The following is a 25,357-nucleotide window of genomic DNA, read 5'->3' on the forward strand; positions in this document are numbered from 1 at the left end:
CCTCTAGACGATTTCCGTGTCGAGGACCTCGGGCCGGCTCGGGGGACCTTCGTCGAGCAGCCGCTTCAGCAGCCCGGCGAGTCTGGTCGGATACACCGTCTCATGTGCCTCGGCCAGTTCCCGGCACGTCCACCAGCGCGCTCCCGCGACACTGCGGCGCTCCAGGTCGGTCAGGCCCGTCCCGTTGAGCTCCCCGAGCTCCGCCGAGGTCGTCCTCGTACGGGCCAGGAAGTACCACTCGTCCTGATCCCAGCGCCGGCCGTCGAAGGGGAAGGAGCAGATCCGCTGCCACAGCACAGGCCCCAGTTCGACGTCGGTGATGCCGGTCTCCTCTGCCAGTTCCCGCAGGGCGGCCTCTTCACGCGTCTCGTCGCCCTCCAGGCCGCCGCCCGGCGTGAACCACCAGTCGTCCGCCGTGTCGTCCGGCTCGTGCCCGTGCAGGAGCAGGATCCGCTCCTCGGGGTCGAGCAGCACGACGCGGGCGACCTTGCGCAGTCCGTGGCCGGGTTCAGACACGGGCCGGCTCCGGGGACGCGCCGTGCGAGCGCCGCGAGCGCTTCGCGATCGGCCCGTACGCCGCCCCGCCGAGCACCAGCACCGCGCCCGCCACGATGGCCGCGAGCACCGCCTTCACCGGCCCCGGCTGCGAGATGCCACCCGGCAGGGCCTCGAACCCGGTCGGCTTCTGCATCCCCGCCACGGGCCACGCCAGGGCGTCCACGCGGCCCTTCACGGCGCCACGCTCCACCGACCCGTTCTCGCTGTCGCCGATGTGCGCGCTGGAGTCCAGGGAGTCGGCCCGGTGGTCACCGAGCAGGAAGAGCCGGCCCTGCGGGACGATCGTGGTCCTGATGCCGGTGAGCGAGGCACTCTCGCCCTTCGGGAGGTACGGCTCGTCGATCTGCTTGCCGTTCACGGTCAGCTTCTTGTCCGTGCAGCAGGCGATCTTGTCGCCGCCGACGCCGACCACGCGCTTGACCATCGGAACGTTTCCCCAGGAGTTCTCCTGGAAGACGACGACGTCGCCGCGCTTGACCTCGCTGCCGTCGATCCGCTCCGCCAGCACCCGGTCGCCCGCCTTGATCGTCGGGTCCATGGAGTCGGTGGGCACGGTGTAGGGCTGGTACAGGATGGCGCCCCAGACGAACCCGCCAAGGAACAACACACAGCCGAGGGCCACAGCTATGCCGGACAGCGCGCTGCCGACCTTGCCGTGACCCTCATTCGTACGACGCGTCCTGCTCATCCCAGTTGCTCCCGCGGTTCGGAGAAGTCGATCTCGTCGAACCAGCCCCAGAGCGGCGCGGACCACGGAAGATCGGCGATCTGGGACGGCACCCTACCGGGCGCCACCAGCCGCAGAAACCCTGGTGTTCCCCTCGGTAACGCGCTGGTTGATCTTGCGCCTGCGCCACAGCACCAGAGGCGCCGCGCCTACGAGTCCGAGCGCACCCGGTGCCACGTTCGCCATGGCGTTCAGGCCCGACTGGTCGAAGGTGTCCGGCACCGGCAGCGTCGACCAGTGCGTGGGCGGCCAGGCCACGACGATGGCGCGCCCCACGACGTTGTCCACGGGGACGAAGCCGCTGTTCTTGTCGTTCTGGTGGTAGCGCGAGTCCATGGAGTCCTGGCGGTGGTCACCCATGACCCAAACTTTGCCCTCGGGGACCTTCACCTTGAACGTTCCACCGGCGTTGTCGTCGCTGCACGGGGTGTTGCCCGGGTAGACGTACGGCTCGTTCAGCACCTTGCCGTTGACCTTGAGCGGGCCCGTTCCGTTGCACTCGACGGTGTCGCCGGCGACGCCGACGACGCGCTTGATGAGGTCCTTCTCGTTGGCGGACGGCATCAGGCCGATCCAACTGAGCACCGTCTGCACCGCGTTCGGCTCCGGTGTCGGCTCGCCCTCCAGCCAGCTCGCCGGGTCGTGGAAGACGATGACCTCGCCGCGCTCCGGCTCCGCACCGAACCACGGGGTGAGCTTGTCGACCAGCACCCGGTCGCCGATCTTCAGCGTGTTCTCCATCGACGCCGAGGGGATCGAGAACGCCTGGACCAGGAAGGTCTTGATCACGAGCGCCAGGACGAGCGCGATGCCGATGAGGAGCGGCAGCTCCTTCCAGAAGGAACGCTGCTTCTTGGATCCACCCGTCGTCGACCCGCCGCTCGACTCCTCCTCGCGCACGGGCTCGGCCGTCGAGGCGTCACCCGCCTCGGGCACCCGGCCCACCGGACCCGCCGCGTCGTCGGATCGCCCGGGCTCCTCTTCGGGACCATGCCCTGACCGTGCGCCGACCGCCAAGTCCCCCACATCCACTCCTCACTCCGTGCCGCTGCCTGACCCGTATCCGATGCAGGCCCACCACTCCCATAACGAGCGGGAGTTCCGCAGGGGTCGGGAGGGGGATAAATCCGTCCGAATCCGAAGCGTTCGAGCCCGGTCCGGCACCGTACGTGGGGGCCACCCTATGCGACATTTCTGAGGCTGCGGTCGACTGGTCTCTTTGCGCGTCGGCCACGGCGGCGAAGGTCGGCGGCTCCGACAGCGAGGCCCAGTGGCCGATCGGCCACCCGATGAACCGGGCCCGCCCCACGACGGAGTCCTCGGACACGGTCCCGTTGAACGCCTCGGTGAGGTGGTAGCGGGAATCCGCGGAGTTGGCGCGATGGTCGCCCATCACGAACAGTCGCCCCTTGGGCACCTTCACCGAGAAGTCGAACTCCGAGGGGGCGTTGCCGGGATGGATGTACGCACGCTCTTCGAGCGGTGTCCCGTTCACCGTGACGCGGCCCTTTGTGTCGCAACACTTCACGGTGTCGCCGCCGACGCCCACGACCCGCTTGATGAGGTCGCGTTCGTTGTCGGACGGCAGCAGTCCGATCCAGGTCAGACCTTCCTTGACCTGCTTCACGCCGACCGGGGACTCCTTCTTCTGACCGGCCTCCTGTTCGAGCCACTTCCCGGGGTCGTTGAAGACGACGACGTCGCCGCGCTGCACCTTCGCGCCGAACCAGGGAGTGAGCTTGTCGACCAGGACCCGGTCGCCGATCCTGATCGTCTGCTCCATGGAGCCCGACGGGATGACGAAGGCCTGCACCAGGAACGTCTTCAGGACGAGGGCGATGGCCAGGGCCACGCCTATGAGGAGGGGTATCTCCTTGAGCACGGAGCGCCTTCGGCGGCGCTTCACCTTACGGGCGAGCTTGCGCCGCTCCGCCCTCCCCTGCTGCTCGGGTCCGCTGGTGGGCCGGCTGCCGGTGGGCAACCGCTCGTCGCCGCCGTGGCTGCGCGTTTTGCCCCGCCTACCCATGGGCGCCGCCGGGGGCGGGCACGCGCGCGTAGACGTCCGTACGGGACAGGGAGTGCCAGTGTCCGGTCGGCCACGCGATCCACTCGGCCTTGCCGATCACCTGGTCCACGGGGACGAACCCGCCGCCGGGTGCGCCCAAGTAGTCGCGGGAGTCACGGGAGTCGCTGCGATGGTCACCGAGCAGGAAGAGGGTGCCTTCCGGAACCACGATGTTGAACGGCGCCTCCGAAGGCGCGTCCGCGGCGTGCAGCACGGAGCGCTCGTCCACGGACTTCCCGTTCACCGCGATCCTCCCCCTGCTGTCGCAGCAGACCACCCGGTCTCCCCCTGTGCCCACGACGCGCTTGATGTAGTCGCCCTCGCCGAAGTACCCGCTGCCGTCGAAGACGACCACGTCGCCACGGGTCGGCTCGGCACCGAAACGGTACGCCAACTTATTTACGAGAACGCGGTCCCCGACCCTCAATGTGCTCTCCATGGAGCCGCTGGGGATCTGGAACGGCTGCATCACGAAGACGCTGAAGGCCAGCAGCAACGCCAGACACAGCAGCAGGGTCAGGGTGACGCGGCCGCCCGGCAGCCAGTCGACCACCCCGGAGAGCAAAGAGGAGCGCGACCGGTCCTCCTCGCCCTGTGAGGTGTTCTCATGGGGCTCGGAGGAGCGGTCGCGCTCCTCATGCTGTGCTTCGGTGTCCATCGGGGCCAGATGCTATCCGGCCGCCCTGTGGACGCCGCAGGCGAGATGCGCCGGCGCCCCCTGAGGGCGCCGAGCGGCTCAGTTCTCGCGCTTCTCCTTGATCTTCGCGGCCTTGCCGCGCAGGTCACGGAGGTAGTACAGCTTGGCGCGGCGGACGTCGCCCTTGGTGACGAGCTCGATCTTCTCGACGATCGGGGTGTGCACCGGGAAGGTGCGCTCGACGCCGACGGAGAAGGAGACCTTGCGGACCGTGAAGGTCTCGCGGACGCCGGCGCCCTGGCGGCGGATGACTACGCCCTTGAACTGCTGCACACGGGAGCGGTTGCCCTCGATGACGCGGACGTGGACGTTGACGGTGTCGCCGGGGCGGAACGCCGGGACGTCGCTGCGCAGCGACGCGGAGTCGACGGAGTCGAGAAGGTGAGACATGATCGTCTGCTTTCTTCGCCGATGCCACAGGTCATCGACGGGAGGTATGCGATGAGTTTCGGTAGCTGATCGCGTCGGGCCTTGCGTCGTTCCCCCTGTGGCAGGGGCGCAGACTGGACGTACAGCAGCGGCCTATTCTTCCACGACCTCGGGCGTCGGCCCAAATCGTCCGTCGGGACGCGGCCCCCAGCCCAGGATCGAGAGCATTTCGCGGTCCTTCTTGTCGAAGGCCTTGGGGTCGGTGCGCTCGATCAGATCGGGCCGGTTGCGCGTGGTGCGGCGCAGTGCCTCGTCCCGGCGCCACCGCGCGATCTTGCTGTGGTGGCCGCTGAGCAGCACATCGGGGATGTCCCGGCCGCGCCACAGCGGGGGCTTGGTGTAGACGGGCCCCTCCAGGAGGTTGGCCATGGCGCCGGGCGCGAAGGAGTCGTCCTCGTGCGAGGCGGCGTTGCCGAGGACGCCGGGCAGCAGGCGCGCCACGGCCTCCGTGATCACGAGCACGGCGGCCTCTCCGCCCGCGAGGACGTAGTCGCCGATGGAGACCTCGTAGACCGGCATGCGGGTCGCGTACTCGTCGATGACGCGGCGGTCGATGCCCTCGTAGCGCGCGGGCGTGAAGACCAGCCAGGGGCGCTCGGAGAGCTCCACGGCGAGTTCCTGGGTGAAGGGGCGCCCGGAGGGCGTGGGAACGACCAGGGCGGGCCCCTGAGCGCCGTTCTCGTACCCTTCGGCGAGCACGTCGTCGAGGCAGTCGCCCCACGGCTCGGTCTTCATGACCATGCCCGGGCCGCCGCCGTAGGGGGTGTCGTCGACCGTGTTGTGCCGGTCGTACGTCCACTGCCGCAAGTCGTGCGCGTGGACGTCGAGTTGCCCACGCGCGCGTGCCTTGCCGACGAGGGAGACGTTCAGCGGTTCCAGGTACTCGGGGAAGATCGTGACGACGTCGAGCCTCATGCGGACTCGTCCCCCTCTTCCCGGTCGTCGCGCGACGACACGATCTCGGCGCGGTCGTCGATCAGGCCGGGCGGCGGGTCGATGACGGCCTTCTGCTCCTCGAGGTCGATCTCGGTGACGATCTCCTCGACGAACGGGATCATGACCTCGCTGCCGTCGGGCCGCTCCACGATGAACAGGTCCTGCGAGGGCAGGTGCGAGATCTCCGTGATCCGGCCGACCTCGGTGCCGTCGGTCGTGACGACGTCGAGGTCCATGAGCTGGTGGTCGTAGAACTCGTCCTCTTCCTCGGGCAGTTCCTCGGGGTCCACCTCGGCGATCAGGAGGGTGTTGCGCAGCGCCTCGGCGCCGGTGCGGTCGCGTACGCCCTCGAAGCGCAGCAGCAGCCGGCCGCTGTGCACCCGGCCGGTCTCGATGGTGAGCGGCCCCGTGGAGGCCGGGTCGGTGGCGAGTCGCGCGCCGGGGCCGAGCCGCAGCTCGGGCTCGTCGGTGCGCACCTCGATGGTGACCTCGCCCTTGATGCCGTGGGCGCGGCCGATGCGCCCCACTACCAACTGCACGTCGGAAACTCTCCTGTCAGCCCACCAAGGGGCACAAACAGCTCAGGCCGGGGACGGCTCGTAAGCCCTCCCCGGCCCGAGCCGGTGTTCAACTTTTCTCAGCGAACCTGGTCGACGTCGACGAGGTCGACGCGGACACCACGGCCGCCGATGGCACCCACGACAGTACGCAGAGCGCGCGCGGTGCGGCCGTTGCGGCCGATCACCTTGCCGAGGTCGTCGGGGTGGACCCGGACCTCGAGGACGCGCCCCCGGCGCAGGTTGCGCGAGGCGACCTGCACGTCGTCGGGGTTGTCGACGATGCCCTTCACGAGGTGCTCAAGAGCCTCCTCGAGCATGCTCAGGCCTCGGTCGACTCGGCCGAAGAGGACACAGCCTCGGCCTCGTCCTTCTTCTCAGCCTTCTTCTTCTGGGTGATGGCCTCACCCTTGGGCTCGTCCTCGGTGGCCAGCGCCTCGAAGGAGGGGCGGGCGGACTTCGGCTCGGCGACCTTCAGCGGCTCCGGGGCGGGCAGACCCTTGTGCTTCTGCCAGTCACCGGTGAGCTTCAGGATGGCCATGACCGGCTCGGTCGGCTGCGCGCCGACACCCAGCCAGTACTGCGCGCGCTCCGAGTCGACCTCGATGCGCGACGGGTTCTGCACCGGGTGGTACAGGCCGATCTCCTCGATCGCACGGCCGTCACGGCGGGTGCGGGAGTCGGCGACGATGATGCGGTAGTGAGGCGCGCGGATCTTGCCCAGACGCTTCAGCTTGATCTTGACTGCCACGGGAGTGGTGTCTCCTGGTCTTGACGTGGGTGGGCACGGCGAGATTGCCGCGTGGGGTTGCGGTACCCGAGTGCCCGATGGACGCGTCAGCCGGAGGAGAGAGGGGTCCTGTGCGACTGTCGAGTACAGCTAGCCATTGTGCCACACGTCTCCGGAGCGGCCGAATCCCCCTCGGTCACCCGACCAGGAGCGCTCAGCCCGTGGCGACACCGACGATCTCCGGGATCCGGAACGGCTTTCCGCAGCCGCCGCACATGATCGGGGCCTGCGCGAGCACCGACGGCACGACGCGGACATTGCGCCCGCAGTCGCAGACCGCCTTGACGCGGACGCCGCCCCCGGAGGAGCCGTGCCGCGCGGCGGGGCCGCGGAAGCTTCGCTTGGTGTCCGCGGCGGTCGCCACGGTGTGCGCCTTCAGGGCGCGCTGGATCCGCTCGATCGTCTGCCGGTAGCGCTGCTTCGCCTCCGGGTTGAGCGTGACCAGTGAGAAGCCGCTGCTGGGGTGCGGCTCCTCGGGGTGGTCGAGGCCCAACTCCTCGGCGATGGCCAGGAATCTGCGGTTGTGGTAGCGGCCGGCGCGCGAGGTGTCGCGGATTCCGCGCGCGGCTGCGATGCCGTGGACTGCCTCGTGGAGGAGTCGCTCGAAGGAGAGCTCGCGTCCACAGGCGGACGACGACTCGCCGATCAGGGATTCGGGCGCGGCAAGATCCGGCAGCTCGGGGTGGTGCCGCTGAATGTCGGCCCACGCCCCTGCCAGCTCTGCGGCGAGAACAGGTGGTGTCGTGCTCACGTCGTGACAACGAGCCGGGGTGCCTCCGTGTTCCTATTCCGGGGCATCCCAAATAATTTGCACGTACCAGTCAGTTCCCACTGATGCGTCCCGAGGAGGGCGGGTGCGCAGATGTACGGAGAAGGCGCACAGCTCACAACAAGGTGGTGCGTAGTGGCATGTACGCCCTCGCGGGCGCCCTCCGGTGCACGCGCCTAGTACGCGCGTGCCACGACGGCGACGTTACCGGCCGCGTCATCGGCGTCCGGCACCGCCCCTTCGGGAGTCAGCAGGCACCGTACGGAGACGCCGTGACCGGCCAGCTCGTTCTCGCCCGCCTCCCCGAGGACGGCCCACGGGATGCGCGCCCAGCCGCCCGCGGAGGTCGCCTCCAGTGCCTCGGCGACCGTCGTCACATCGGCCGTCCGCAGCTGCCGCCGCTCCCGTGACTGCGCGAGCAGCAGCGCCTGGTCCTCCTCCAGGATCTTGGGCAGCACCGCGACCAGTGCCTCCAGGGCGACCGATGTCTTGCCGCCGGGGATGCGCCGGGCGAGCATCGCGGTGCCGTTCTCCAGGTCGCGGGGGCCGACCTCGACGCGTACGGGCACGCCCTTCAGTTCCCAGTCGACGGCGCGGCGCCCGAAGGGGGTGTCGACGCGGTCGTCCACCTGGACGCGGATTCCCGCCTTCTTAAGAAGGTCGCCGATCTCGCGCACCTTGTGGAGCACCGCGGCGTCGTCCTTCACGGCGAGCACGACGACCTGGGTGGCGGCGAGGCGGGGCGGGACGCGCAGTCCGTTGTCGTCGCCGTGCATCATCACCAGCGCGCCGATCATGCGGGTCGTGGAGCCCCAGGAGGTCTGCCAGACCAGTTCCTCCGCGCCGTCCTTGGACAGGTAGCGCGTGTTGAACGCCTTGGCGAAGTTCTGGCCGAGTTCGTGGCTCGTGCCCATCTGGAGGGCCTTGCCGTCGCCCATCATCCCTTCGAGGGTGAGGGTGTTGATGGCCCCGGCGAAACGCTCCCTGGGCGTCTTGCGTCCCAGGAGGACGTCCATCGCGAGGACGTTCTCCATGAAGTCCGCGTAGACGTGCCGGTGGATGCGCGCGGCGAAGGCGCGCGCCTCTTCGTAGGTCGCGTGCGCCGTGTGGCCCTCCTGCCAGAGGAATTCCGTCGTACGGAGGAAGAGGCGGGGCCTGAGCTCCCAGCGGACCACGTTGGCCCACTGGTTGATGAGCAGCGGCAGGTCCCGGTAGCTCTGCACCCACTTGGCGAAGGAGGCGTTGACGATCATCTCGGAGGTGGGGCGGACGACGGCGGGCTCCTCCAGCTCCTTGCCGCCGCCGTGCGTGACCACGGCCAGCTCGGGCGCGAAGCCCTCGACGTGGTCGGCCTCCTTGGTGAGGTACGACTGCGGGATCAGGAGCGGGAAGTACGCGTTCTGCGCACCCGTCTCCTTGATGCGGTCGTCCATCTCCCGCTGCATCCGCTCCCACAGGCCGTAGCCGTACGGTCGGATGACCATGGTGCCGCGCACCGGACCGTTGTCGGCCAGTTCGGCCTTGGTGATCAGGTCCTGGTACCAGCGCGGAAAGTCTTCCGTCCGGGGCGTGAGAACGCGGGGTTTGGCCATGGCGCGGATGCTACGGCGCGGGCCGTGGAGCACTCGAATCCTTTTCGCCCGGATGCCCGCGTGCGCCCGTCATATGACCGCCCGGGGGCGCACGACGGTGCACACGCGCATTGTCGCCGCGCCTGCCAAACACCCCCTAGACGCGGGGGACGTTGCGGAGTTCTCTGGCATACGGGGGGAGTGCGAGCAGCGCGCGAACACGGTCGGACGCCACGCGAACGGTCAGGCGGCACGGCGACAACTCTCGGCATCTCTCGGCATCTCTCGGCGGATTGGGGCACTTTCGATGACACCTACGCTCGTGCGGCGGCACCTCCCTCACACGGCCCCCGCGCCGCGGACGGACTTGTGCGCACGCGCGCGTGACTGGGCGGAGATTCAGGAACGGATGCTGGTGCCGCTCTACGAAGCGGTCTACCAGCGCCTGGAGGTCGGTTCGGGGACCCGGCTCCTCGGGCTCGACTGCGGCTCCGGGCTCGCGCTTCTCATGGCGGCGTCGCGCGGCGCGGCCGTGACCGGCGTCGAGCCCTCGGCCCCCGAGCTCCTCGCCCTGGCCGAGGAGCGGCTGCTGCCCGACGCGTCCGAGCCGCGGGAGGCCCCGGACGCCCGGCTCACGACGGCCGACCCCGCCGACCTCACCGCGACCGACCCCGGCGGAGCCCCGTACAACGTGATCACCGACTTTCAACCGATCGGGTGTGTGGCCGGGGACTCCGAGGGGCTTTCCGCGCGCCTGGAGAGCGTGGTGCCGCTGGCGGGCCGGGGCGCCGCCGTGGTGCTCGTCGGCTGGGGTCCTCCGGAGCGCTGTGCCACGTCGTCCGTCCTGCGCGTGGCCACGAAACTCGCCGACCCGCTGCGCAGCACGGGGAGTTGGCGCCCGGCGCTCCGTGACGACCTGGAGGAGGTCGCCCAGCGCGCGGGGCTGCGGCCCGACGGTTCCGGCCGGGTGGCGTGCCCCTTCGGGTACGCGGACGCCGAGAGCGCGGTGCGCGGGCTGCTCTCGACGGGCCTGTTCGACGCCGCGGTGGGGGCGACGGATCCGACGCAGGTCGACAAGGAGGTGTCCGAGGCGCTCCAGGCCCATGTGCGCGGCGACGGGACCGTGTGGATGCCCAACGTCTTCAGGTACTTGATAGCCCGCACGCCGTGAGGCGCAACGAGCCGAGAGCCCACAAGTCGAGGGCCCGCACGCCGTGCGGCGCGCGGGCCCGGGCGACAGGCTGCCGGTTCAGTCCCTTTCAGTCCTTGGTGAAGCGCGTGACGCCGGCGATCCGGTAGGCGTCCGCCTCCTCCAGCGTCTCGTTCTCCATGAGCGCCTCGGCGAGCGCGTCGAGCTTGTGCCGGTTGTCGCGCAGCTTCTGGCACGCCTCCTCGTAGCACTCGTCCACGATGCGGCGCATCTCGCCGTCGATCGTGTCGAGGGTGTCGGGGGCGGCGGCGAGGCCGTACGCCTGCTGGGCGTCGTTCGGGAGGGCGGACAGGCGGCCGACCTTCTCGCTCATGCCCCAGCGGGCGACCATGCCGCGGGCGATGTTGGTGACCTGCTCCAGGTCGTTCTCGGCGCCGGTCGTGATGACTCCGTAGACGACCTGTTCGGCCGCCATGCCGCCGAGGGCGCCGATGATGCGGCCCCTCAGGTACTCCTCCGTGTACGCGTACTTGTCGGCGTCCGGGGTGGAGAGCGTGACGCCGAGGGCGCGGCCGCGCGGCACGATCGTGATCTTGCGGACGGGGTCGGCGCCGGGCTGCAACATGCCGAGGAGGGCGTGGCCGCTCTCGTGGAAGGCGGTGCGGCGGCGCTCCTCGTCGGGCATCACCAGCGGCCGCTCGGCGCCGAGCTGGACCTTTTCGAGCGCCTCGGAGAGGTCGGACTGGCTGACCTGCTTCTGCTTGCGCTTCACCGCGAGGAGGGCGGCCTCGTTGGCGAGGTTGGAGAGTTCGGCGCCGGTCATGCCCGGGGTCGTACGGGCGACCTGGCCGAGGTCGACGTCGGGGGCGAGCGGGATGTCGCGGGTGTGGATCTTGAGGATGGACTCGCGGCCACCGCGGTCGGGCGGCGAGACGTTGACGATGCGGTCGAAGCGTCCAGGGCGGGTCAGGGCCGGGTCGAGGACGTCGGCGCGGTTGGTGGCGGCGATGACGATGACGCCTTCCGAGCCGCTGAAGCCGTCCATCTCGGTGAGGATCTGGTTGAGCGTCTGCTCGCGTTCGTCGTGGCCGCCCACGCCGCCACCGCCGCCGCGGGCCCGGCCGATGGTGTCGATCTCGTCGATGAAGATGATCGACGGGGCGACCTTGCGGGCCTCGGCGAACAGCTCACGCACGCGTGAGGCGCCGACGCCGACGATCATCTCGATGAACTCGGAGGCGGAGGCGGAGAAGAACGGCACCCCCGCCTCGCCGGCGACCGCGCGCGCCAGCAGCGTCTTGCCGGTGCCGGGCGGGCCCGCGAGGAGCACACCGCGCGGCATCTTGGCGCCCATGATGCGGTATTCGTCGGGGTTCTTGAGGAAGTCGACGACGTCGTTGAGTTCGCCCTCGACCTCGTCGATGCCGGCGACGTCCTCGAACGTGGTGCGCTTCTTGCCGGGTTCGAGCTCGACCGGCTTCGGCGGCTGCTTGCGGCCGCCGAGCATGCCGCCCGCGCTGCCGCCCATGCCCTGGCTCATGCGCCGCGCGATGAACACCCACAGCACGACGAGGAGGAGCATCGGAGCGAGCGAGATGAGCAGGTTGGACAGGAAGCTGCGCTCCTGGACGACGGGTTCGGCCGTCACCGTGACGTCGTGCTTCTCCAGGTTGGCCCAGAGATCGTCGTCGGCGAAGGCCGGGCGCTGCGTCGTGAACTTGGTGTAGTTCTTGCGCTTGCTGTCGCTGTCCTTGGGGGTGGGCTTCTCCTTCTTGAGCTCGCCCTGGATCGCGTCGCCCTTGGAGTAGATCTTGGTGACGTTGTCGGCCGCGACCTGCTTGCTGAACTCGGTGTACGAGACCGTCGGCTCGTCGCCCTCATTGAAGAACGACAGCACCAGGTTGGCGATGAGGTAGACGATCAGGGCCGTCAGAATGAGGCCGCCCCAGCCGCCGGGCATCTTGCGCTTGGGTCCCGGCGGGGGCGGAGGGGGCGGTGCGCCCTCGGAACGCCAGGGCTGATCCGTCCGATCGCGCGGGGGTACCGGGTTCGCCACGCCTGTCTCTCCTCCTGCAGCCTGCCGTCTCCGGGGCGGTCACGGCCCCGAGGCCTTCCGCCCATGACCGCACAGTTGCCAGGGGGCCGCCACTCGTGGACATGCGTAAGGGGCGTCCGCCATGGCGAACGCCCCTTACCCGTACAGCGGCTGAAGTGTCAGCCCATGAACTTCTTGAACTCGTCGGGGAGCTCGAAGTCCTTGGCGTCCTGCTGGCCGGCGCCCGGCAGGCCGAGCGCGCCGCCCGACTCCGCGGCGGCCGCGCGCCGGGCGGCCTCCTCCTGCTCCTGCTGCTTGCGCTTCATGGGGTTGCCGGAGCGCTGCTTGCCCTTGGCCTTCTTCGGCTGCTTCTTCTGCCTGCCGGGGCCACCGCCCGAGCCGGGCATGCCCGGCATCCCGGGCATGCCGCCGCCCTGGGCCATGCGGGACATCATCTTGCGGGCCTCGAAGAACCGCTCGACCAGGTTCTTGACCGCGCTGACCTCGACGCCGGAGCCCTTGGCGATACGGGCGCGGCGCGAGCCGTTGATGATCGTCGGCTCCTGGCGCTCGGCCGGGGTCATCGACTTGATGATGGCGGCCGTGCGGTCGACGTCGCGCTCGTCGAGGTTGGCGATCTGGTCCTTCATCTGCCCCATGCCCGGCAGCATGCCGAGCAGCTTGGACATGGAGCCCATCTTCCTGACCTGCTCCATCTGCGCCAGGAAGTCGTCGAGCGTGAAGTCCTGGCCCTTCTTGGAGGCCAGCTTGGAGGCCATCTTCTCGGCCTCTTGCTGCGAGAAGGTCTGCTCGGCCTTCTCGATCAGCGTGAGCATGTCGCCCATGCCGAGGATGCGGGACGCCATGCGGTCCGGGTGGAACGCGTCGAAGTCGTCCAGCTTCTCGCCGTTGGAGGCGAACATGATCTGCTTGCCGGTGACGTGCGCGATCGACAGGGCCGCACCACCGCGCGCGTCACCGTCGAGCTTGGAGAGCACCACGCCGTCGAAGCCGACGCCGTCACGGAAGGCCTCGGCCGTGTTGACCGCGTCCTGACCGATCATGGCGTCGACGACGAAGAGGACCTCGTCCGGGCTCACGGCGTCGCGGATGTCCGCGGCCTGCTGCATGAGCTCCTGGTCGATGCCGAGGCGGCCCGCGGTGTCGACGACGACGACGTCGTAGACCTTGGCCTTGGCGTGCTCGATGGAGTCCTTGGCCACCTTCACCGGGTCGCCCACGCCGTTGCCAGGCTCCGGCGCGTAGATGCCGACGCCCGCGCGCTCGGCGACGACGCTCAGCTGGTTCACGGCGTTCGGACGCTGGAGGTCGCAGGCGACGAGCAGCGGCGAGTGGCCCTGGGACTTGAGCCAGAGGCCGAGCTTGCCCGCGAGGGTCGTCTTACCCGCACCCTGCAGACCCGCGAGCATGATCACGGTCGGGCCGGTCTTGGCGAAGCGCAGCCGGCGGGTCTCGCCGCCGAGGATGCCGATGAGCTCCTCGTTGACGATCTTGATGACCTGCTGGGCGGGGTTGAGTGCCTGGGAGACCTCGACGCCGGTCGCCCGCTCCTTGATCTGCTTGATGAAGGCGCGGACGACGGGCAGCGCCACGTCGGCTTCAAGGAGGGCGATCCGGATCTCGCGCGCCGTGGCGTCGATGTCCGCCTCGCTGAGGCGCCCCTTGCCGCGGAGGTTCTTGAATGTCGCTGCGAGGCGATCGGAGAGAGTGTCGAACACGGCGGTCGCGAATCCTCGGGTCGGGGGTGGCTTACGGACAGGTCGCCCTCCAGGGTATCCGCCCTCGGGGCCGTGGTCAGTGGCCCGGTCCCGAAGCGCCCCACGGGCCGCACCCGCGTACGAAAAAAGGTCGCATACCCCTCGATATCCGCCGCATGCGCCCCGGCATGACCTGCGCGTTCGCCATAATTACGGCCTCAGCGGTTCCGTAAATCCGTGCACATCAGTGCCGCCCGACTGGGTAGGCGCATCCAGGTTTCGACGCCACCCCTCCCCTCCGCCCCTCGCCGGGGCGTGCCCGGTCGTGCCCGGAACCGCCACCAGCAGCCGTGCGGCGAACCGCCGTACACCCCTCTGACGTGAACAAGGAACTCACCCATGACCTCCCTCTCCACGCACCGGCCGCCACGGCCGGTCCGTAGGCCACCGGCACCCCAAGGGAGGCCGGCGTGAACTTCTTCGACTACCTCCAGGGCAACTGGCCCGACGTGCTCGACGCCACGCTCGCGCACATCCTGCTGGTCCTCGAAGGCCTCGCCCTCGCGGTGCTCATCGGCGTGCCGGTGGCGATCCTGACGTACCGCACGAAGGCGCCGCGCGCCGCCGTGCTCGGGGCGGCCGGGCTGCTGCTCACGATCCCGTCCTACGCCCTGTTCGGCCTGCTGATCACGCCGCTCGGCCTGGGCACGGGCCCCTCGATCGTGGCCCTGACGCTGTACGCGCTGCTCCCCGTCATACGCAACACGGTGGTCGGCCTGCGCGAGCTGGACCCGGCCGTCGTCGAGTCGGCGAACGCGATGGGCATGACGCGGCTGAAGGTGCTCACCACCATCGAGTTCCCGCTGGCCTGGCCCGTGATCCTCACCGGCCTGCGGGTCGCGACGCAGATGCTGCTCGGCATCGCCGCGATCGCCGCCGCCGTGAACGGACCGGGCCTCGGCAAGCTCATCCTCGACGGACTCGCCAGCGCGGGCACCCCGTTCGCCGTCTATCTGACGCTCGAGGGCGCGCTCGCCATCGTCGTCCTCGCGCTGCTCTTCGATCTGCTCTTCGCCCTGCTCAACCGTCTGACCACTCCGAAGGGGGTCACCCGATGATCCGGCTCGACCGGCTGACCAAGTCCTACGCGGGGCAGGAGCGTCCGGCGGTGGACGACCTGACGTTGGAGATCCCCGAAGGCAAGATCGTCGTCTTCGTCGGCCCGTCCGGCTGCGGCAAGACGACGACGATGAAGCTGATCAACCGGCTGATCGAGCCGACGTCCGGCCGCATCCACCTCGCCGACGAGGACGTCACCAAGATCCCGGTGCACGAACTGCGCCGCCGCATCGGCTACGCGATCCAGCAGTCCGGACTCTTCCCGCACCAGACGGTCGCCCAGAACATAGCCACCGTGCCCGGCCTGCTCGGCTGGGACAAAAAACGCGTCCACGCGCGCGTGGACGAGCTGCTCGACATGGTGGGCCTGGACCCGGACACGTACCGCGGCCGCTACCCGAAGCAGCTCTCCGGCGGCCAGCAGCAGCGCGTCGGCGTCGCCCGCGCGCTCGGCGGCGATCCGCAGGTGATGCTGATGGACGAGCCGTTCGGCGCCATCGACCCGCTCAACCGCGAGGCGCTGCAGAACGAGTTCCTCAAGATCCAGTCGAAGCTGCGCAAGACGATCGTCTTCGTCACCCACGACATCGACGAGGCCGTGAAGATGGGCGACAAGATCGCCGTCTTCGCCGAGCACGGCAATGTCGTCCAGTACGACACCCCGGAGAAGATCCTCGCCGAGCCGGCCAGCGAGTTCGTGACGGACTTCATCGGCGCGGGCGCCGCCGTGCGCCGCCTGTCGCTGACCCGGCTCGGGAACGTCGACGTCCCGCTGTGGCCCACCGTCGCCGAGTCGGCGAGCGCCGAGGAGCAGCAGGCAGCCGAGATCACAGCCGCCGACAGCGACCGCGAGTTCGTGGTCGTCCTGGACGAGGACCGCCGCCCCGTCGGCTGGCTGCCCGCCGACGGCGGCAGCCGGCTGCCGCTGATCTCCCCGCTCGGCCCGGACACCAGCCTCTACGACGCGCTCGACGAGATGCTCGCCGTGAACGCGTCCGCGCTGACGGTCGTGGACGACCTCGGCCGCTACCGGGGCGTCGTCTCCATGGACACCCTGCGGACGCTGATCCACACCGACGGCGGCTCCGGCCTGTTGCAGGGGGCCCGGCCGTGACCCAGGCACTCGTCGACAACGTCCCGGCCGCGGCGAAGAGAACCGAACGCACCCGCGTCCTGCCGCCGCTGTGGCGCCTCGCCCTCACCCCGCTCGCCCTCGCCGTGGTCCTCGCGCTGCTCGCCTGGTATGTCGCCGGGCAGGAGAAGGACCAGATCGAGCGGCGCAGCCTGAACGCGGACTACCTGCTCAGCCGCACCCTGACGCACCTCGAACTGACCGCGGCCGCGACGGTGTTGATCCTGGTGATCGCCATCCCGCTCGGCGTGCTGCTCACCCGCCGCTGGGCCCGCCCCCTCGCCGGGCCCGTCCTCGCGATCGCCAGCATCGGGCAGGCGCTGCCCTCGCTCGGCCTGATCGTGCTGCTCGCGGTGGCGTTCGTCAGCCTCGGGGTGACGCAGATCGCGCTGATCGCGTTCGTCGCGTACGGCGTGCTGCCGGTGCTGCGGAACACCATCGCGGGCCTTCAGCAGGTGGATCCGGCGATCCTCGAGTCCGCCCAGGGCATGGGCATGACCCGGTGGGAGGTGCTGCGCCGGATCGAGCTGCCGCTCGCGGTGCCGGTGATGCTCGCCGGTATCCGTACGGCGCTGGTGATCACCGTGGGCACGGTCGCACTCGCGACGTTCATCGGGGCGGGCGGCCTCGGCGACGTGATCTCGAACGGGATCAACTCCAGCCGGAACCTGGTCCTGATCACCGGAAGCGTGCTCGTGGCCGTCCTCGCGCTGCTCGTGGACTGGGTCGCCGGGATCGTCGAGAACCTGCTGCGCCCGCGCGGTCTGTGAGAAGGGGCCTGTGAGAGAAGTGAAGACACCCATGCGAAGCGGACCGGCCACGGCTCGCGCCAAGGTCTCGGTCGCAGTGTGCGCGGCCCTGCTCGGCAGCGCCGCGCTGTCCGGCTGCACGGCCACCGGTGGATCCGGCGGGTCCGACAACCTGCCGCGTACGGCGAGCAAGAAGCAGCTCGAGGGCGGCTCGATCACCAAGGACGTCGACCTGAAGGGCGCGCACTTCACGGTCGGCTCCAAGGAGTTCACCGAGCAGCAGATCCTCGGCAAGATCACGAAGTACGCGCTGGAGGCCGCCGGGGCGAGGACCAAGGACCAGACGGGCCTCCAGGGCACCACGATCGCGCGCAGCGCGCTGCAGAGCGGCGACATCGACATGTACTGGGACTACGCCGGCACCGGCTGGACCCAGTTCCTTCAGCACGACAAGCCCGTGCAGGGCAGCGCCGCGCAGTTCCGGGCGACGTCCCAGGAGGATCTGAAGAAGCACAAGATCAAGTGGCTGGGTCCCGCGAAGTTCGGCGACCAGTACGCGATGGCCCGCGCCGCCGACGCTTCCGGGCGTGCCGGCAAGGTCGACTCGATCAGCGACCTGGCGAAGCTGGCGAAGGAGCACCCGCAGGACGCGACGCTGTGCGGGGCATCGGAGTTCCTCGACCGCGAGCTGACGGCGATGGAACAGAGCCCGTACAAGCTCAAGTTCCCGGCGCCGCAGGTGTACCAGAACGCGTTCGCGCTGAACTTCGTGAACGTGGCGAAGGGCAGCCCCTGCAAGTTCGCCGAGGTGTTCACTACGGACGCCCGCCTGGAGTCCCTGAACCTGAAGGTCCTGGACGACGACAAGGGGCACTTCACGACGGAGCTGGCCGCGCTGACCGTGCGCGACGAGACCGCGAAGAAGAATCCGCAGCTCGCGAAGCTGGCGAAGAAGCTCGGCGACGCGCTCACCGAGAAGACGATCATCAAGCTCAACGGCCTGGTCGACCTGGAGGGCAAGAGCGCGGATCAGGCCGCGCTGTACTTCCTGCGGACGAACGGCTTCATCGGCAAGTGACGCGGCACAAGTGACGCGACAGGGGCCGGGGTTCACACCCCGGCCCCCGCACCCCCCGGCGGGCCGTCACCCCCGCAGCGCCTCCTCGACACCCCGCGCCACGGTCACCGCCTCCTGTGAAGGCAACGGCCCTCCATCTCCCCCGGCCACGTAGAACGCGTCGACCGCGTTCGCGCCCAGCGTCGACACATGCGCCGAGCGCACCCGCACCCCGGACGCCTCAAGGGCCCGGCCGATACGGTGCAGCAGCCCCGGCGCGTCGTGCGCCCGCACCTCGATCACCGTCGCCCGCCGCGAACCCGCGGAGGCCACCGTCACCCGCGCCGCCGGCGCCACCACACCACGCCTGCGCGGATACGCGGCGTCCCGCTCGGCGAGCCGCGCCGCGATGTCGAGCGAGCCGTCGAGCGCCCGTACGAGATCGGCCCGGAGCCGCGCGGCCTGCGGCAGCGAGCCGTACTCGGCGGCCACCCGCCAGTCGAGCAACAGGGCGACGCCCTCCACCCCCTCCGGCGGCGTCAACGCCCGCAGCTCCGCCGTCCGCACGGTCAGCCGGTGCATCGCGAGCACCCCGGCGACGGCCGGCAGCACCCCGTCCTGCTCCGGCACCGCGATCACCAACTCGACGCCCAGCGGCTCCGGTTCCCCGGCCCCCTCGCCTTCGGTCGGCACCGCGTCCGTCTGCGCCCGCAGCGAAAGGACGGGCCCGCCGGTGCGCAGCGCCTCCACCGCGAGCCGCTCCTGCTCGGCCGTCGGCTCGGCGGCGTCCGGGTCGACCGGCTCGTCCCCCGCGAGCACCGCGGAGACCCGCTTGACCAGGTCGGCGACGAGGGATCCGCGCCAGGACGACCAGGCGGCGGGACCGGTGGCCAGCGCGTCCGCCTCGGTCAGCGCGTGCAGCAGTTCGAGCGTGCCGGCCGAGCCGACCGCTTCCGCGACGGACCGTACGGTCGCCGGGTCCTCCAGGTCGCGCCGCGTGGCGGTCTCGATGAGCAGCAGGTGGTGCCGTACGAGGGAGGCGAGCACGGCGACATCGGCCCGGTCAAAGCCGATCCGCGCGGCGACGTCCCGCGCGATGATCTCGCCGGCCACCGAGTGGTCCCCCGGCCAGCCCTTGCCGATGTCGTGCAGCAGCGCCGCGACGAGCAGCAGGTCGGGCCGGTGCACGCGCCGCGTCAGCTCGGACGCCCGCACCGCCGTCTCGACGAGGTGCCGGTCAACTGTCCATGTGTGTACGGCGTTCCGCTGCGGCCGGCACCGCACCCGCTCCCAGTCCGGGATCAGCCGCGTGATCAGCCCCTCGGCCTCCAGGGCCTCCCACACCTCGATGGTCGGGCGGCCCGCGCCGAGCAGCGTGACCAGCTGTTCGCGGGCCTCGGCGGGCCAGGGCGCGGGCAGCGGGCGGGCGGCGGCCGCCATCCGGCGCACCGCGTGCAGCGACAGCGGCAGCCCGGCCTGGGCGGCAGCGGCGGCGGCGCGCAGCGGCAGCACCGGGTCGCGCTCGGGCTTGGCGGCGCGGGCGAGCACCACCTCCCCCTCCATCTCGACGACGCCCTCGGCGAGCGGCGACCGCTCGACCGGCGCGGCCTTCCCGCCGCCGAGCAGGGACCGCAAACGCGGCTTGGCGGACCGGGACTTGAGCACCCGGCCCACCTCCCGCCAGGTGACGTCGCTGGCGTACGACACCGTGCGCGCGGCCTCGTACACCTGCCGCAGCAACGTATCGGCGTCCAACAGGCCCAGTTCCGCGGCGACCTGGTCCTGCTCCTGGAGCGCGAGCCGGTCGGTGGCCCGCCCGGTGGCCAGATGCAGGGCGTCCCGTACGTCGAGGAGGCGGCGGCGCGCGTCGGCGAGACCCTCGCGGGGCGCGTCCGCGAGCCATGAGGCGGCGACGGCGCGCAGCGCGGTGGCGTCCCGAAGGCCGCCCCGCGCCTCCTTCAGGTCGGGTTCGAGCAGGAACTGCAACTCGCCCTGGCGCGCGGCCCGTTCCTCGCACAGCTCGCGCAGTTCGGGCAGCCGCTTGGGGGCCTGGTTGCGCCAGTCCGCGAGCACGGCGGTGCGCAGGCCCGCCGTGAGCCCGAGGTCACCCGCGAGGTGCCGGGCGTCGAGCAGGCCGAGCTGCACCTTGAGGTCGTCACCCGCGGTCTTGCGCGCCTCCGTCGGCGTACGGACCGAGTGGTCGAGGGCGAGGCCCAGGTCCCACACCGGGTACCAGATGCGGTCGGCGAGCGCCGCGACCTCCCCGGGGTCCGCCGAGCCGTCGTGCAGCAGGAGCAGGTCGAGGTCGCTGCGCGGGGAGAGTTCGCCGCGCCCGTACCCGCCGACCGCGACGAGCGAGACGCCCGGCGCCCCGCCGCCGAAGAGCTCGACGAGCCAGTCGTCGGTCAGCTCCGCGAGGGCGGCACGGCGCGGCGGCCCGGACCGCGCCTCCCCCTGGAGGAGGCGCAGCCGGGCCGCCGCATAGCCGCCGGGTGTGGAGTTCTCGTCGTCCGCTGTTTCGGTCCGTACGTCGTTCCCGCTCGTCACCCGGCGACTCCCGTTCCGTCCATGATTCGCTTACAGCGCGTCCGGCCCACGTTCGCCGGTGCGCACCCGCACGGCCGTCTCGACGGGGACCGCCCAGACCTTGCCGTCGCCGATCTTGCCCGTCCGCGCGGCCTTCACCACGACATCGAGCAGCTGCTCGGCGTCGTCGTCCTCGACCAGGACCTCTATCCGGATCTTGGGTACCAGGTCGACGGTGTACTCGGCGCCACGGTAGACCTCGGTGTGCCCGCGCTGACGGCCGTATCCGCTGGCCTCTGTCACGGTCAGGCCCTGGACGCCGAAGGCCTGGAGGGCTTCCTTGATCTCGTCGAGCCGGTGCGGCTTGACGACGGCGGTGATCAGCTTCATGCGTCGACCTTCTTGTCCTTGGAAACCGGCGTGACGGGGGCGGGAACCGCCTGGCGGGCCAGGGCGCCGCCGCCGACGCCGCTGTAGTCGTAAGCGGTCTCGGCGTGCTCGGCCTGGTCGATGCCGGAGACCTCGTCGTCCTCGGGGACGCGCATGCCCATCGTCTTGTCGATGAGGAAGGCGAGGATCGCGGAGGCGATCAGCGAGTAGGCGAGGACGCCGCCGACACCGGCGAGCTGCTTCCACAGCTGGGAGAGGCCGCCGCCGTAGAAGAGGCCCGCGGCGTCGGACTGGCCGCCGCCCGTGGCGAAGAAGCCGATGAGCAGGGAGCCGGCGATGCCGCCGACGAGGTGGACGCCGACGACGTCGAGCGAGTCGTCGTAGCCGAACCTGTACTTGAGGCCGACGGCCATGGCGCACAGCACACCCGCGATGGCGCCGATGGCGATCGCGCCGAGCGGCGAGCAGGAACCACCGGAAGGAGTGATGGCGACGAGACCGGCGACGGCACCGGACGCGGCGCCGAGCGAGGTGAACGCGCCGTGCCGGATCTTCTCGTAGATCAGCCAGGCCAGCATGGCGGCGGCCGTCGCGACCTGCGTGTTGACGAACATCAGCGCGCCGACGCCGTCGTCGTTGCCCAGCCACGAGCCGGCGTTGAAGCCGAACCAGCCGAACCACAGCAGGCCCGCGCCGAGCATCGTCCACGGCAGCGAGTGCGGCCGCATCGGGTCCTTCTTGAAGCCGACGCGCTTGCCGATGACGAGGATCACGCCGAGCGCGGCGGCGCCCGCGTTGATGTGCACGGCCGTACCGCCGGCGAAGTCGATCACGCCGAGGTCGAAGGCCCAGCCGCCGGTCCCCCACACCCAGTGCGCGACCGGGAAGTACACGATCGTGGCCCACAGCGCGATGAACAGCGCCCAGGCGCTGAACTTCACGCGGTCCGCGAGCGCGCCGCTGATCAGGGCGGGCGTGATGATCGCGAACATCAGCTGGAAGACGGCGAAGACATAGATCGGGATCGTGTAGCCGTCCCAGAGCTGGGTGATGCCGATTCCACTGAGCCCGACGAAGTCGCCGTTCCAGCCGACGATCGAGCCCTTGTCGGTGCCGAACGCCATCGAGAAGCCGTACAGCACCCACAGGATCGTGATGATCCCGAGGCTGATGAAGCTCATCATCAGCATGTTCAGGGTGCTCTTGACGCGGACCATGCCTCCGTAGAAGAAGGCCAGGCCCGGGGTCATCAGCATCACCAGGGCGGAACAGATCAGCATGAAACCTGTGTTGGCGGGCGACAGTGTGGGTGCGTCTGCCGCCAGCGTGATGGCTGATGCCATCGGCGTCTCCTCGTCGTTGGTACGGCCCCGTGCGGGCGAAGCCTTGAGCGGTCATGAGGGGTGGGCCGGTTATGCGCCATGACATTGGCGCAGCGCCGTTTCCGTTCGGGCCCCTCGGTGTTTCGCCGCAGTGACGAAGAGGTCGCGGGTGTTACGGGTGGATGAAATGCCGGATTGTGTCCGGGTCGCTCGTTACCGTGACGCGACCGGACCGGATAAAGAGACCGGCCACGGCCTCCGTCCGCGATGACCTGGCGTAGGGGAGCCGAGTCGGGCTGTTTCGGGACGGTGGTCGTGGCCGGCGCTTGTGGGGGTGCTCCCCCGGCCGTCAGACCGCGGCTTCGGCGGTCTCCGGCAGGTGGAGCGCGAGCTGTTCGGTGAGATCGATGACCTCGGCGACGTCACCGAAATCGCGCGTCGCATTGTCGACGGTCTTGCGGATCCGGGTGTTGACCCGCTCCGAGCGCACCTTCCTGGCGATCTCCAGGGCCCGCCCCGCGAGCACCGTGGACTGCTCGGGCTCCTTCTGCAAGAGGTGCACCGTGGACATCCCGATCAGGTTCAGCGCGTACGAACGCTGGTGCTCGGCGTCCTTCCCGAACAGGTCGACCGCCTTCTGCATGAGCGGCTCGGCCATCGACGCGTACGTCGGGCTGCGACCGGCCACATAGGCGAGATCCCGGTACGAGTGGCTGTTCTCGCCGTGCAGTTCGGCCTCGGAGAAGAAGCGGATCCAGTCGGGGTCCGGGTCGTCCCAGTCGTCGGCGTCGGTGAAGGTGTCCTCGGCCATCCGCACGGCGCGCTTGCACTTGCCGGGCTGCCCCATGTTCGCGTACGCGCGGGCCTCCATCGCATACAGCATGGACTGGGTGCGGGGGCTGGCGCAGTCACGGCTGCCGTACTGGGCGAGATGGATGAGTTCGAGGGCGTCGTCGGGCCGGCCGAGGTGGATCATCTGCCGGCTCATGCTGCTGAGCACGTACGAGCCCAGCGGCTTGTCGCCCGCTTCCTTGGAGGCGTGCAGCGCGAGGACGAAGTACTTCTGGGCGGTGGGTTGCAGGCCCACGTCGTAGCTCATCCAGCCGGCCAGCTCGGCGAGTTCGGCGGCGACCTTGAACAGGCGGCGCGTCGTCTCCTCGGGCTGCGGCTCCTGCAACAGGTCGGTCACCTCGTGCAGCTGGCCGACGACGGCCTTGCGGCGCAGACCGCCGCCGCACTGGGCGTCCCACTGGCGGAACATCGTCGTGGTCGACTCCAGGAGGTCGAGCTCCGGCCTCGAGAGCCGGTTCCCACGGCGCTGCGTGGCCGACTCCGGCTCGGACCTGGCCGAAGCGCCGGGGGTCGGCACCAGCCAGCGCTGCATCGGTTCGACCAGGGCGGGGCCCGCGGCGAGCGCGAGCGAGCTGCCGAGGAAGCCGCGGCGCGCGAGCATCAGGTCGCTGCGCGAGAACTCGCCGATGAGCGCCACGGTCTGGGGGGCGGTCCAGGGCAGGTCGACGCCGGACACCGAGGGCGCCTGGTGCGCGGCGCGCAGGCCGAGGTCCTCGACGGCGACGACGCAGCCGAAGCGCTCGGAGAACAGCTCGCTGAGGATCCTCGGGATCGGCTCACGCGGGTTCTCCCCGTCGAGCCATCGGCGTACGCGCGAGGTGTCCGTGGAGATGTGGTTCGCACCCAACTGCCGGGCCCGTCGGTTCACTTGGCGCGCCAGCTCGCCCTTGGACCAGCCACTGCGCACGAACCACGAACCGAGCAGCTCGTTCGGGCGCTTCTCGGCGTTCGTGACGCCACCGCCGCTGCCGCCCACTGGAACGCCCCCATTCCCTGAAAGCCATCTAAGCCGCTGTGTGTGAATAGGCCGCCGTGTGTGAAGTCCCGACGACCACTGTTCTCCACACTCTTGCCCGCAAGCCCTACCAGGATGCCGTCAAACCCGGCTCCCCGTCCGGCAGTTGTCACTCCTCGAACAGGAAACCGACTTGCCTCCGGCATACCCACGGGTGCACGCACCCCGAGAGCTCATGCACTGAAAGTAATCCTACGATCACCCCTCCGGCGAGGGCGAACACGGAAACGCCACCATTCGCCACCCCTTCGAATGAACCCAGCGGCGGCCCCACACGATTCACTTGACATAGGACAGCCGGAAGTAGGCGGACCAGAGTGGACGGGGGCGTGCGCCTCAGGGCGCACCACCCCCAGTGCGAATCGGCTTCGGTCCGACCGGGTGGCGTGCGCGTTGGGTAACGATCCAATTCCGCCGCGTAACCACCGGCGCGCAGGAGGTGTTGGAGGGGGCATGGGCTTCACGATCGGCGGCATGCGTGAGATGCGCACCGGCTCACGTCGCCGCGGCCGCACGTCCGGCCGCGCTTCGGACTGCACCACGGTGGCGGAGTTCACCGGCCTCTGGGGCTGGGACGTGGTACCCGGCGCCCGCGCCGCCGGCGCCGCGGATCCCACGTGCTCCTGCGGTAAGGCCGGCTGCCCGGCCCCCGGGGCCCACCCCCTCGACCCGGCCGCGGTGGTGCGGGCAGGGGCCACGCTGGACCAAGTGACCGAGTCCTGGGGCCGGTTCCCCGGCGCCGCGGTGCTGCTGCCGGTCGGCCGGGCGTTCGACGTGATCGATGTGCCGGAGGCCGCGGGCCGCCGCGCACTGATCCGCCTGGAGCGCATGGGCCTCCCCCTCGGCCCGGTCATCGCCACCCCGCAGGGCCGCGCCCACTTCTTCGTGGCACCCGGCGCCGCCGCCGAACTCCCCACGCTGCTCTACCGGATGGGCTGGGACGACGCGGCCCTCGACCTGCACGCGCTGGGCGCCGGTTCGTACGTCACGGCCCCGCCCTCGGACCGCGGCGGCCAGGGCCCGACGAGCTGGCTGCGCCCCCCGTCCCTGGACACGGCGAGCCAACCGCCGCAGGCCCGGCTGCTGTTGGGCACCCTGGCGTACGTGGCGCATCGCTCACCCTGCGCGTAGGACACCCGGCAGGGGCGCGGGTCCGGACACGAAAAAGACCGCGGCCGCGCCGCCCGGAACAA

General features: G+C 70.3%; 24 protein-coding genes. 6 read left to right on the forward strand and 18 right to left on the reverse strand.

Annotated features, from left to right (window positions below; all coding sequences use genetic code 11):
* Positions 1-3 precede the first annotated feature (3 nt).
* From ACP4E5_RS15380 to proS, 12 genes are all read right to left on the reverse strand, one after another.
* The gene (locus ACP4E5_RS15380) at positions 4-516 is read right to left on the reverse strand and encodes an NUDIX hydrolase (RefSeq protein ID WP_425829000.1); all 513 of its coding nucleotides are present in this window, start codon (positions 514-516) and stop codon (positions 4-6) included.
* Complete coding sequence (lepB, locus tag ACP4E5_RS15385; RefSeq protein ID WP_425829002.1) at positions 509-1,246, reverse strand: signal peptidase I; 738 nt, start codon at positions 1,244-1,246, stop codon at positions 509-511. Before lepB (ACP4E5_RS15385) ends, ACP4E5_RS15380 begins: the two co-directional genes overlap by 8 nt.
* 93 nt (positions 1,247-1,339) lie before the next feature.
* The gene (gene lepB / locus ACP4E5_RS15390) at positions 1,340-2,185 is read right to left on the reverse strand and encodes a signal peptidase I (RefSeq protein ID WP_425841357.1); all 846 of its coding nucleotides are present in this window, start codon (positions 2,183-2,185) and stop codon (positions 1,340-1,342) included.
* A 19-nt stretch (positions 2,186-2,204) separates the two neighbouring features.
* Positions 2,205-3,311 (reverse strand): signal peptidase I, encoded by a 1,107-nt coding sequence (lepB, locus tag ACP4E5_RS15395; RefSeq protein WP_425829004.1) that lies wholly within the window; start codon positions 3,309-3,311, stop codon positions 2,205-2,207.
* Positions 3,304-4,008 (reverse strand): signal peptidase I, encoded by a 705-nt coding sequence (gene lepB, locus ACP4E5_RS15400; protein WP_425829006.1) that lies wholly within the window; start codon positions 4,006-4,008, stop codon positions 3,304-3,306. Before lepB (ACP4E5_RS15400) ends, lepB (ACP4E5_RS15395) begins: the two co-directional genes overlap by 8 nt.
* Positions 4,009-4,086: 78 nt before the next feature.
* Entirely contained in the window at positions 4,087-4,437 is a 351-nt protein-coding gene (rplS, locus tag ACP4E5_RS15405) for a 50S ribosomal protein L19 (protein WP_128435180.1), read from the reverse strand.
* Between the two features lie 132 nt (positions 4,438-4,569).
* Positions 4,570-5,391, reverse strand: coding sequence for a tRNA (guanosine(37)-N1)-methyltransferase TrmD (trmD, locus tag ACP4E5_RS15410; protein ID WP_425829008.1), 822 nt, complete (start codon positions 5,389-5,391; stop codon positions 4,570-4,572).
* Positions 5,388-5,951 (reverse strand): ribosome maturation factor RimM, encoded by a 564-nt coding sequence (gene rimM / locus ACP4E5_RS15415; RefSeq protein ID WP_425829010.1) that lies wholly within the window; start codon positions 5,949-5,951, stop codon positions 5,388-5,390. Before rimM ends, trmD begins: the two co-directional genes overlap by 4 nt.
* A gap of 98 nt (positions 5,952-6,049) precedes the next feature.
* Positions 6,050-6,289, reverse strand: a complete 240-nt coding sequence (locus ACP4E5_RS15420) for an RNA-binding protein (protein WP_014176063.1) — start codon at positions 6,287-6,289, stop codon at positions 6,050-6,052.
* Between the two features lie 2 nt (positions 6,290-6,291).
* Positions 6,292-6,720: a 30S ribosomal protein S16 gene (rpsP, locus tag ACP4E5_RS15425; protein ID WP_425829013.1), complete on the reverse strand. Its 429-nt coding sequence runs from the start codon at positions 6,718-6,720 to the stop codon at positions 6,292-6,294.
* A gap of 193 nt (positions 6,721-6,913) precedes the next feature.
* Entirely contained in the window at positions 6,914-7,510 is a 597-nt protein-coding gene (locus ACP4E5_RS15430; protein ID WP_425829015.1) for a hypothetical protein, read from the reverse strand.
* Positions 7,511-7,704: 194 nt separating this feature from the next.
* Positions 7,705-9,120 (reverse strand): proline--tRNA ligase, encoded by a 1,416-nt coding sequence (proS, locus tag ACP4E5_RS15435; protein WP_425829017.1) that lies wholly within the window; start codon positions 9,118-9,120, stop codon positions 7,705-7,707.
* Between the two features lie 286 nt (positions 9,121-9,406).
* Here proS and ACP4E5_RS15440 point away from each other — a divergent pair, with 286 nt between their 5' ends.
* The gene (locus tag ACP4E5_RS15440) at positions 9,407-10,270 is read left to right on the forward strand and encodes a class I SAM-dependent methyltransferase (protein WP_425829019.1); all 864 of its coding nucleotides are present in this window, start codon (positions 9,407-9,409) and stop codon (positions 10,268-10,270) included.
* A gap of 88 nt (positions 10,271-10,358) precedes the next feature.
* On the opposite strand, the gene ftsH is transcribed toward ACP4E5_RS15440, so the two are convergent.
* Both ftsH and ffh read right to left on the reverse strand, forming a co-directional pair.
* Positions 10,359-12,305, reverse strand: coding sequence for an ATP-dependent zinc metalloprotease FtsH (gene ftsH, locus ACP4E5_RS15445; RefSeq protein WP_425829021.1), 1,947 nt, complete (start codon positions 12,303-12,305; stop codon positions 10,359-10,361).
* Positions 12,306-12,463: 158 nt separating this feature from the next.
* Positions 12,464-14,023, reverse strand: coding sequence for a signal recognition particle protein (ffh, locus tag ACP4E5_RS15450; RefSeq protein ID WP_425829023.1), 1,560 nt, complete (start codon positions 14,021-14,023; stop codon positions 12,464-12,466).
* Positions 14,024-14,472: 449 nt separating this feature from the next.
* On the opposite strand from ffh, the gene ACP4E5_RS15455 reads away from it, so the two are divergent.
* From ACP4E5_RS15455 to ACP4E5_RS15470, 4 genes are read left to right on the forward strand one after another with little or no spacing between them, the layout of a single operon-like run.
* On the forward strand, positions 14,473-15,120 hold the full coding sequence (locus ACP4E5_RS15455; RefSeq protein WP_425829025.1) for an ABC transporter permease: 648 nt from the start codon (positions 14,473-14,475) through the stop codon (positions 15,118-15,120).
* Positions 15,117-16,235, forward strand: a complete 1,119-nt coding sequence (locus tag ACP4E5_RS15460; protein WP_425829027.1) for an ABC transporter ATP-binding protein — start codon at positions 15,117-15,119, stop codon at positions 16,233-16,235. The genes ACP4E5_RS15455 and ACP4E5_RS15460 overlap by 4 nt, the downstream gene beginning before the upstream one ends.
* Positions 16,232-17,023: an ABC transporter permease gene (locus tag ACP4E5_RS15465; RefSeq protein ID WP_425829029.1), complete on the forward strand. Its 792-nt coding sequence runs from the start codon at positions 16,232-16,234 to the stop codon at positions 17,021-17,023. Before ACP4E5_RS15460 ends, ACP4E5_RS15465 begins: the two co-directional genes overlap by 4 nt.
* 31 nt (positions 17,024-17,054) lie before the next feature.
* A complete protein-coding gene (locus ACP4E5_RS15470) occupies positions 17,055-18,080 on the forward strand; it encodes a glycine betaine ABC transporter substrate-binding protein (RefSeq protein WP_425829031.1) in 1,026 nt (341 codons plus the stop codon).
* Positions 18,081-18,146: 66 nt separating this feature from the next.
* Here ACP4E5_RS15470 and ACP4E5_RS15475 read toward each other — a convergent pair whose 3' ends face one another.
* The 4 genes from ACP4E5_RS15475 to nsdA form a co-directional block, all read right to left on the reverse strand.
* A complete protein-coding gene (locus tag ACP4E5_RS15475; RefSeq protein ID WP_425829033.1) occupies positions 18,147-20,606 on the reverse strand; it encodes a [protein-PII] uridylyltransferase in 2,460 nt (819 codons plus the stop codon).
* Positions 20,607-20,636: 30 nt separating this feature from the next.
* The gene (locus ACP4E5_RS15480; RefSeq protein ID WP_266714579.1) at positions 20,637-20,975 is read right to left on the reverse strand and encodes a P-II family nitrogen regulator; all 339 of its coding nucleotides are present in this window, start codon (positions 20,973-20,975) and stop codon (positions 20,637-20,639) included.
* Positions 20,972-22,318: an ammonium transporter gene (locus tag ACP4E5_RS15485; protein ID WP_425829036.1), complete on the reverse strand. Its 1,347-nt coding sequence runs from the start codon at positions 22,316-22,318 to the stop codon at positions 20,972-20,974. The genes ACP4E5_RS15480 and ACP4E5_RS15485 overlap by 4 nt, the downstream gene beginning before the upstream one ends.
* A gap of 328 nt (positions 22,319-22,646) precedes the next feature.
* Positions 22,647-24,125 (reverse strand): transcriptional repressor NsdA, encoded by a 1,479-nt coding sequence (gene nsdA / locus ACP4E5_RS15490; RefSeq protein ID WP_425829038.1) that lies wholly within the window; start codon positions 24,123-24,125, stop codon positions 22,647-22,649.
* Between the two features lie 492 nt (positions 24,126-24,617).
* Here nsdA and ACP4E5_RS15495 point away from each other — a divergent pair, with 492 nt between their 5' ends.
* Positions 24,618-25,295 carry a bifunctional DNA primase/polymerase gene (locus ACP4E5_RS15495; protein ID WP_425829040.1) on the forward strand — a complete coding sequence of 226 codons (678 nt, stop codon included), beginning with the start codon at positions 24,618-24,620 and terminating at the stop codon, positions 25,293-25,295.
* The last annotated feature ends 62 nt before the right edge of the window (positions 25,296-25,357 follow it).

The sequence above is a fragment of the Streptomyces fractus genome (assembly GCF_049844455.1).
GTDB classification, from domain to species: Bacteria; Actinomycetota; Actinomycetes; order Streptomycetales; family Streptomycetaceae; genus Streptomyces; species Streptomyces fractus.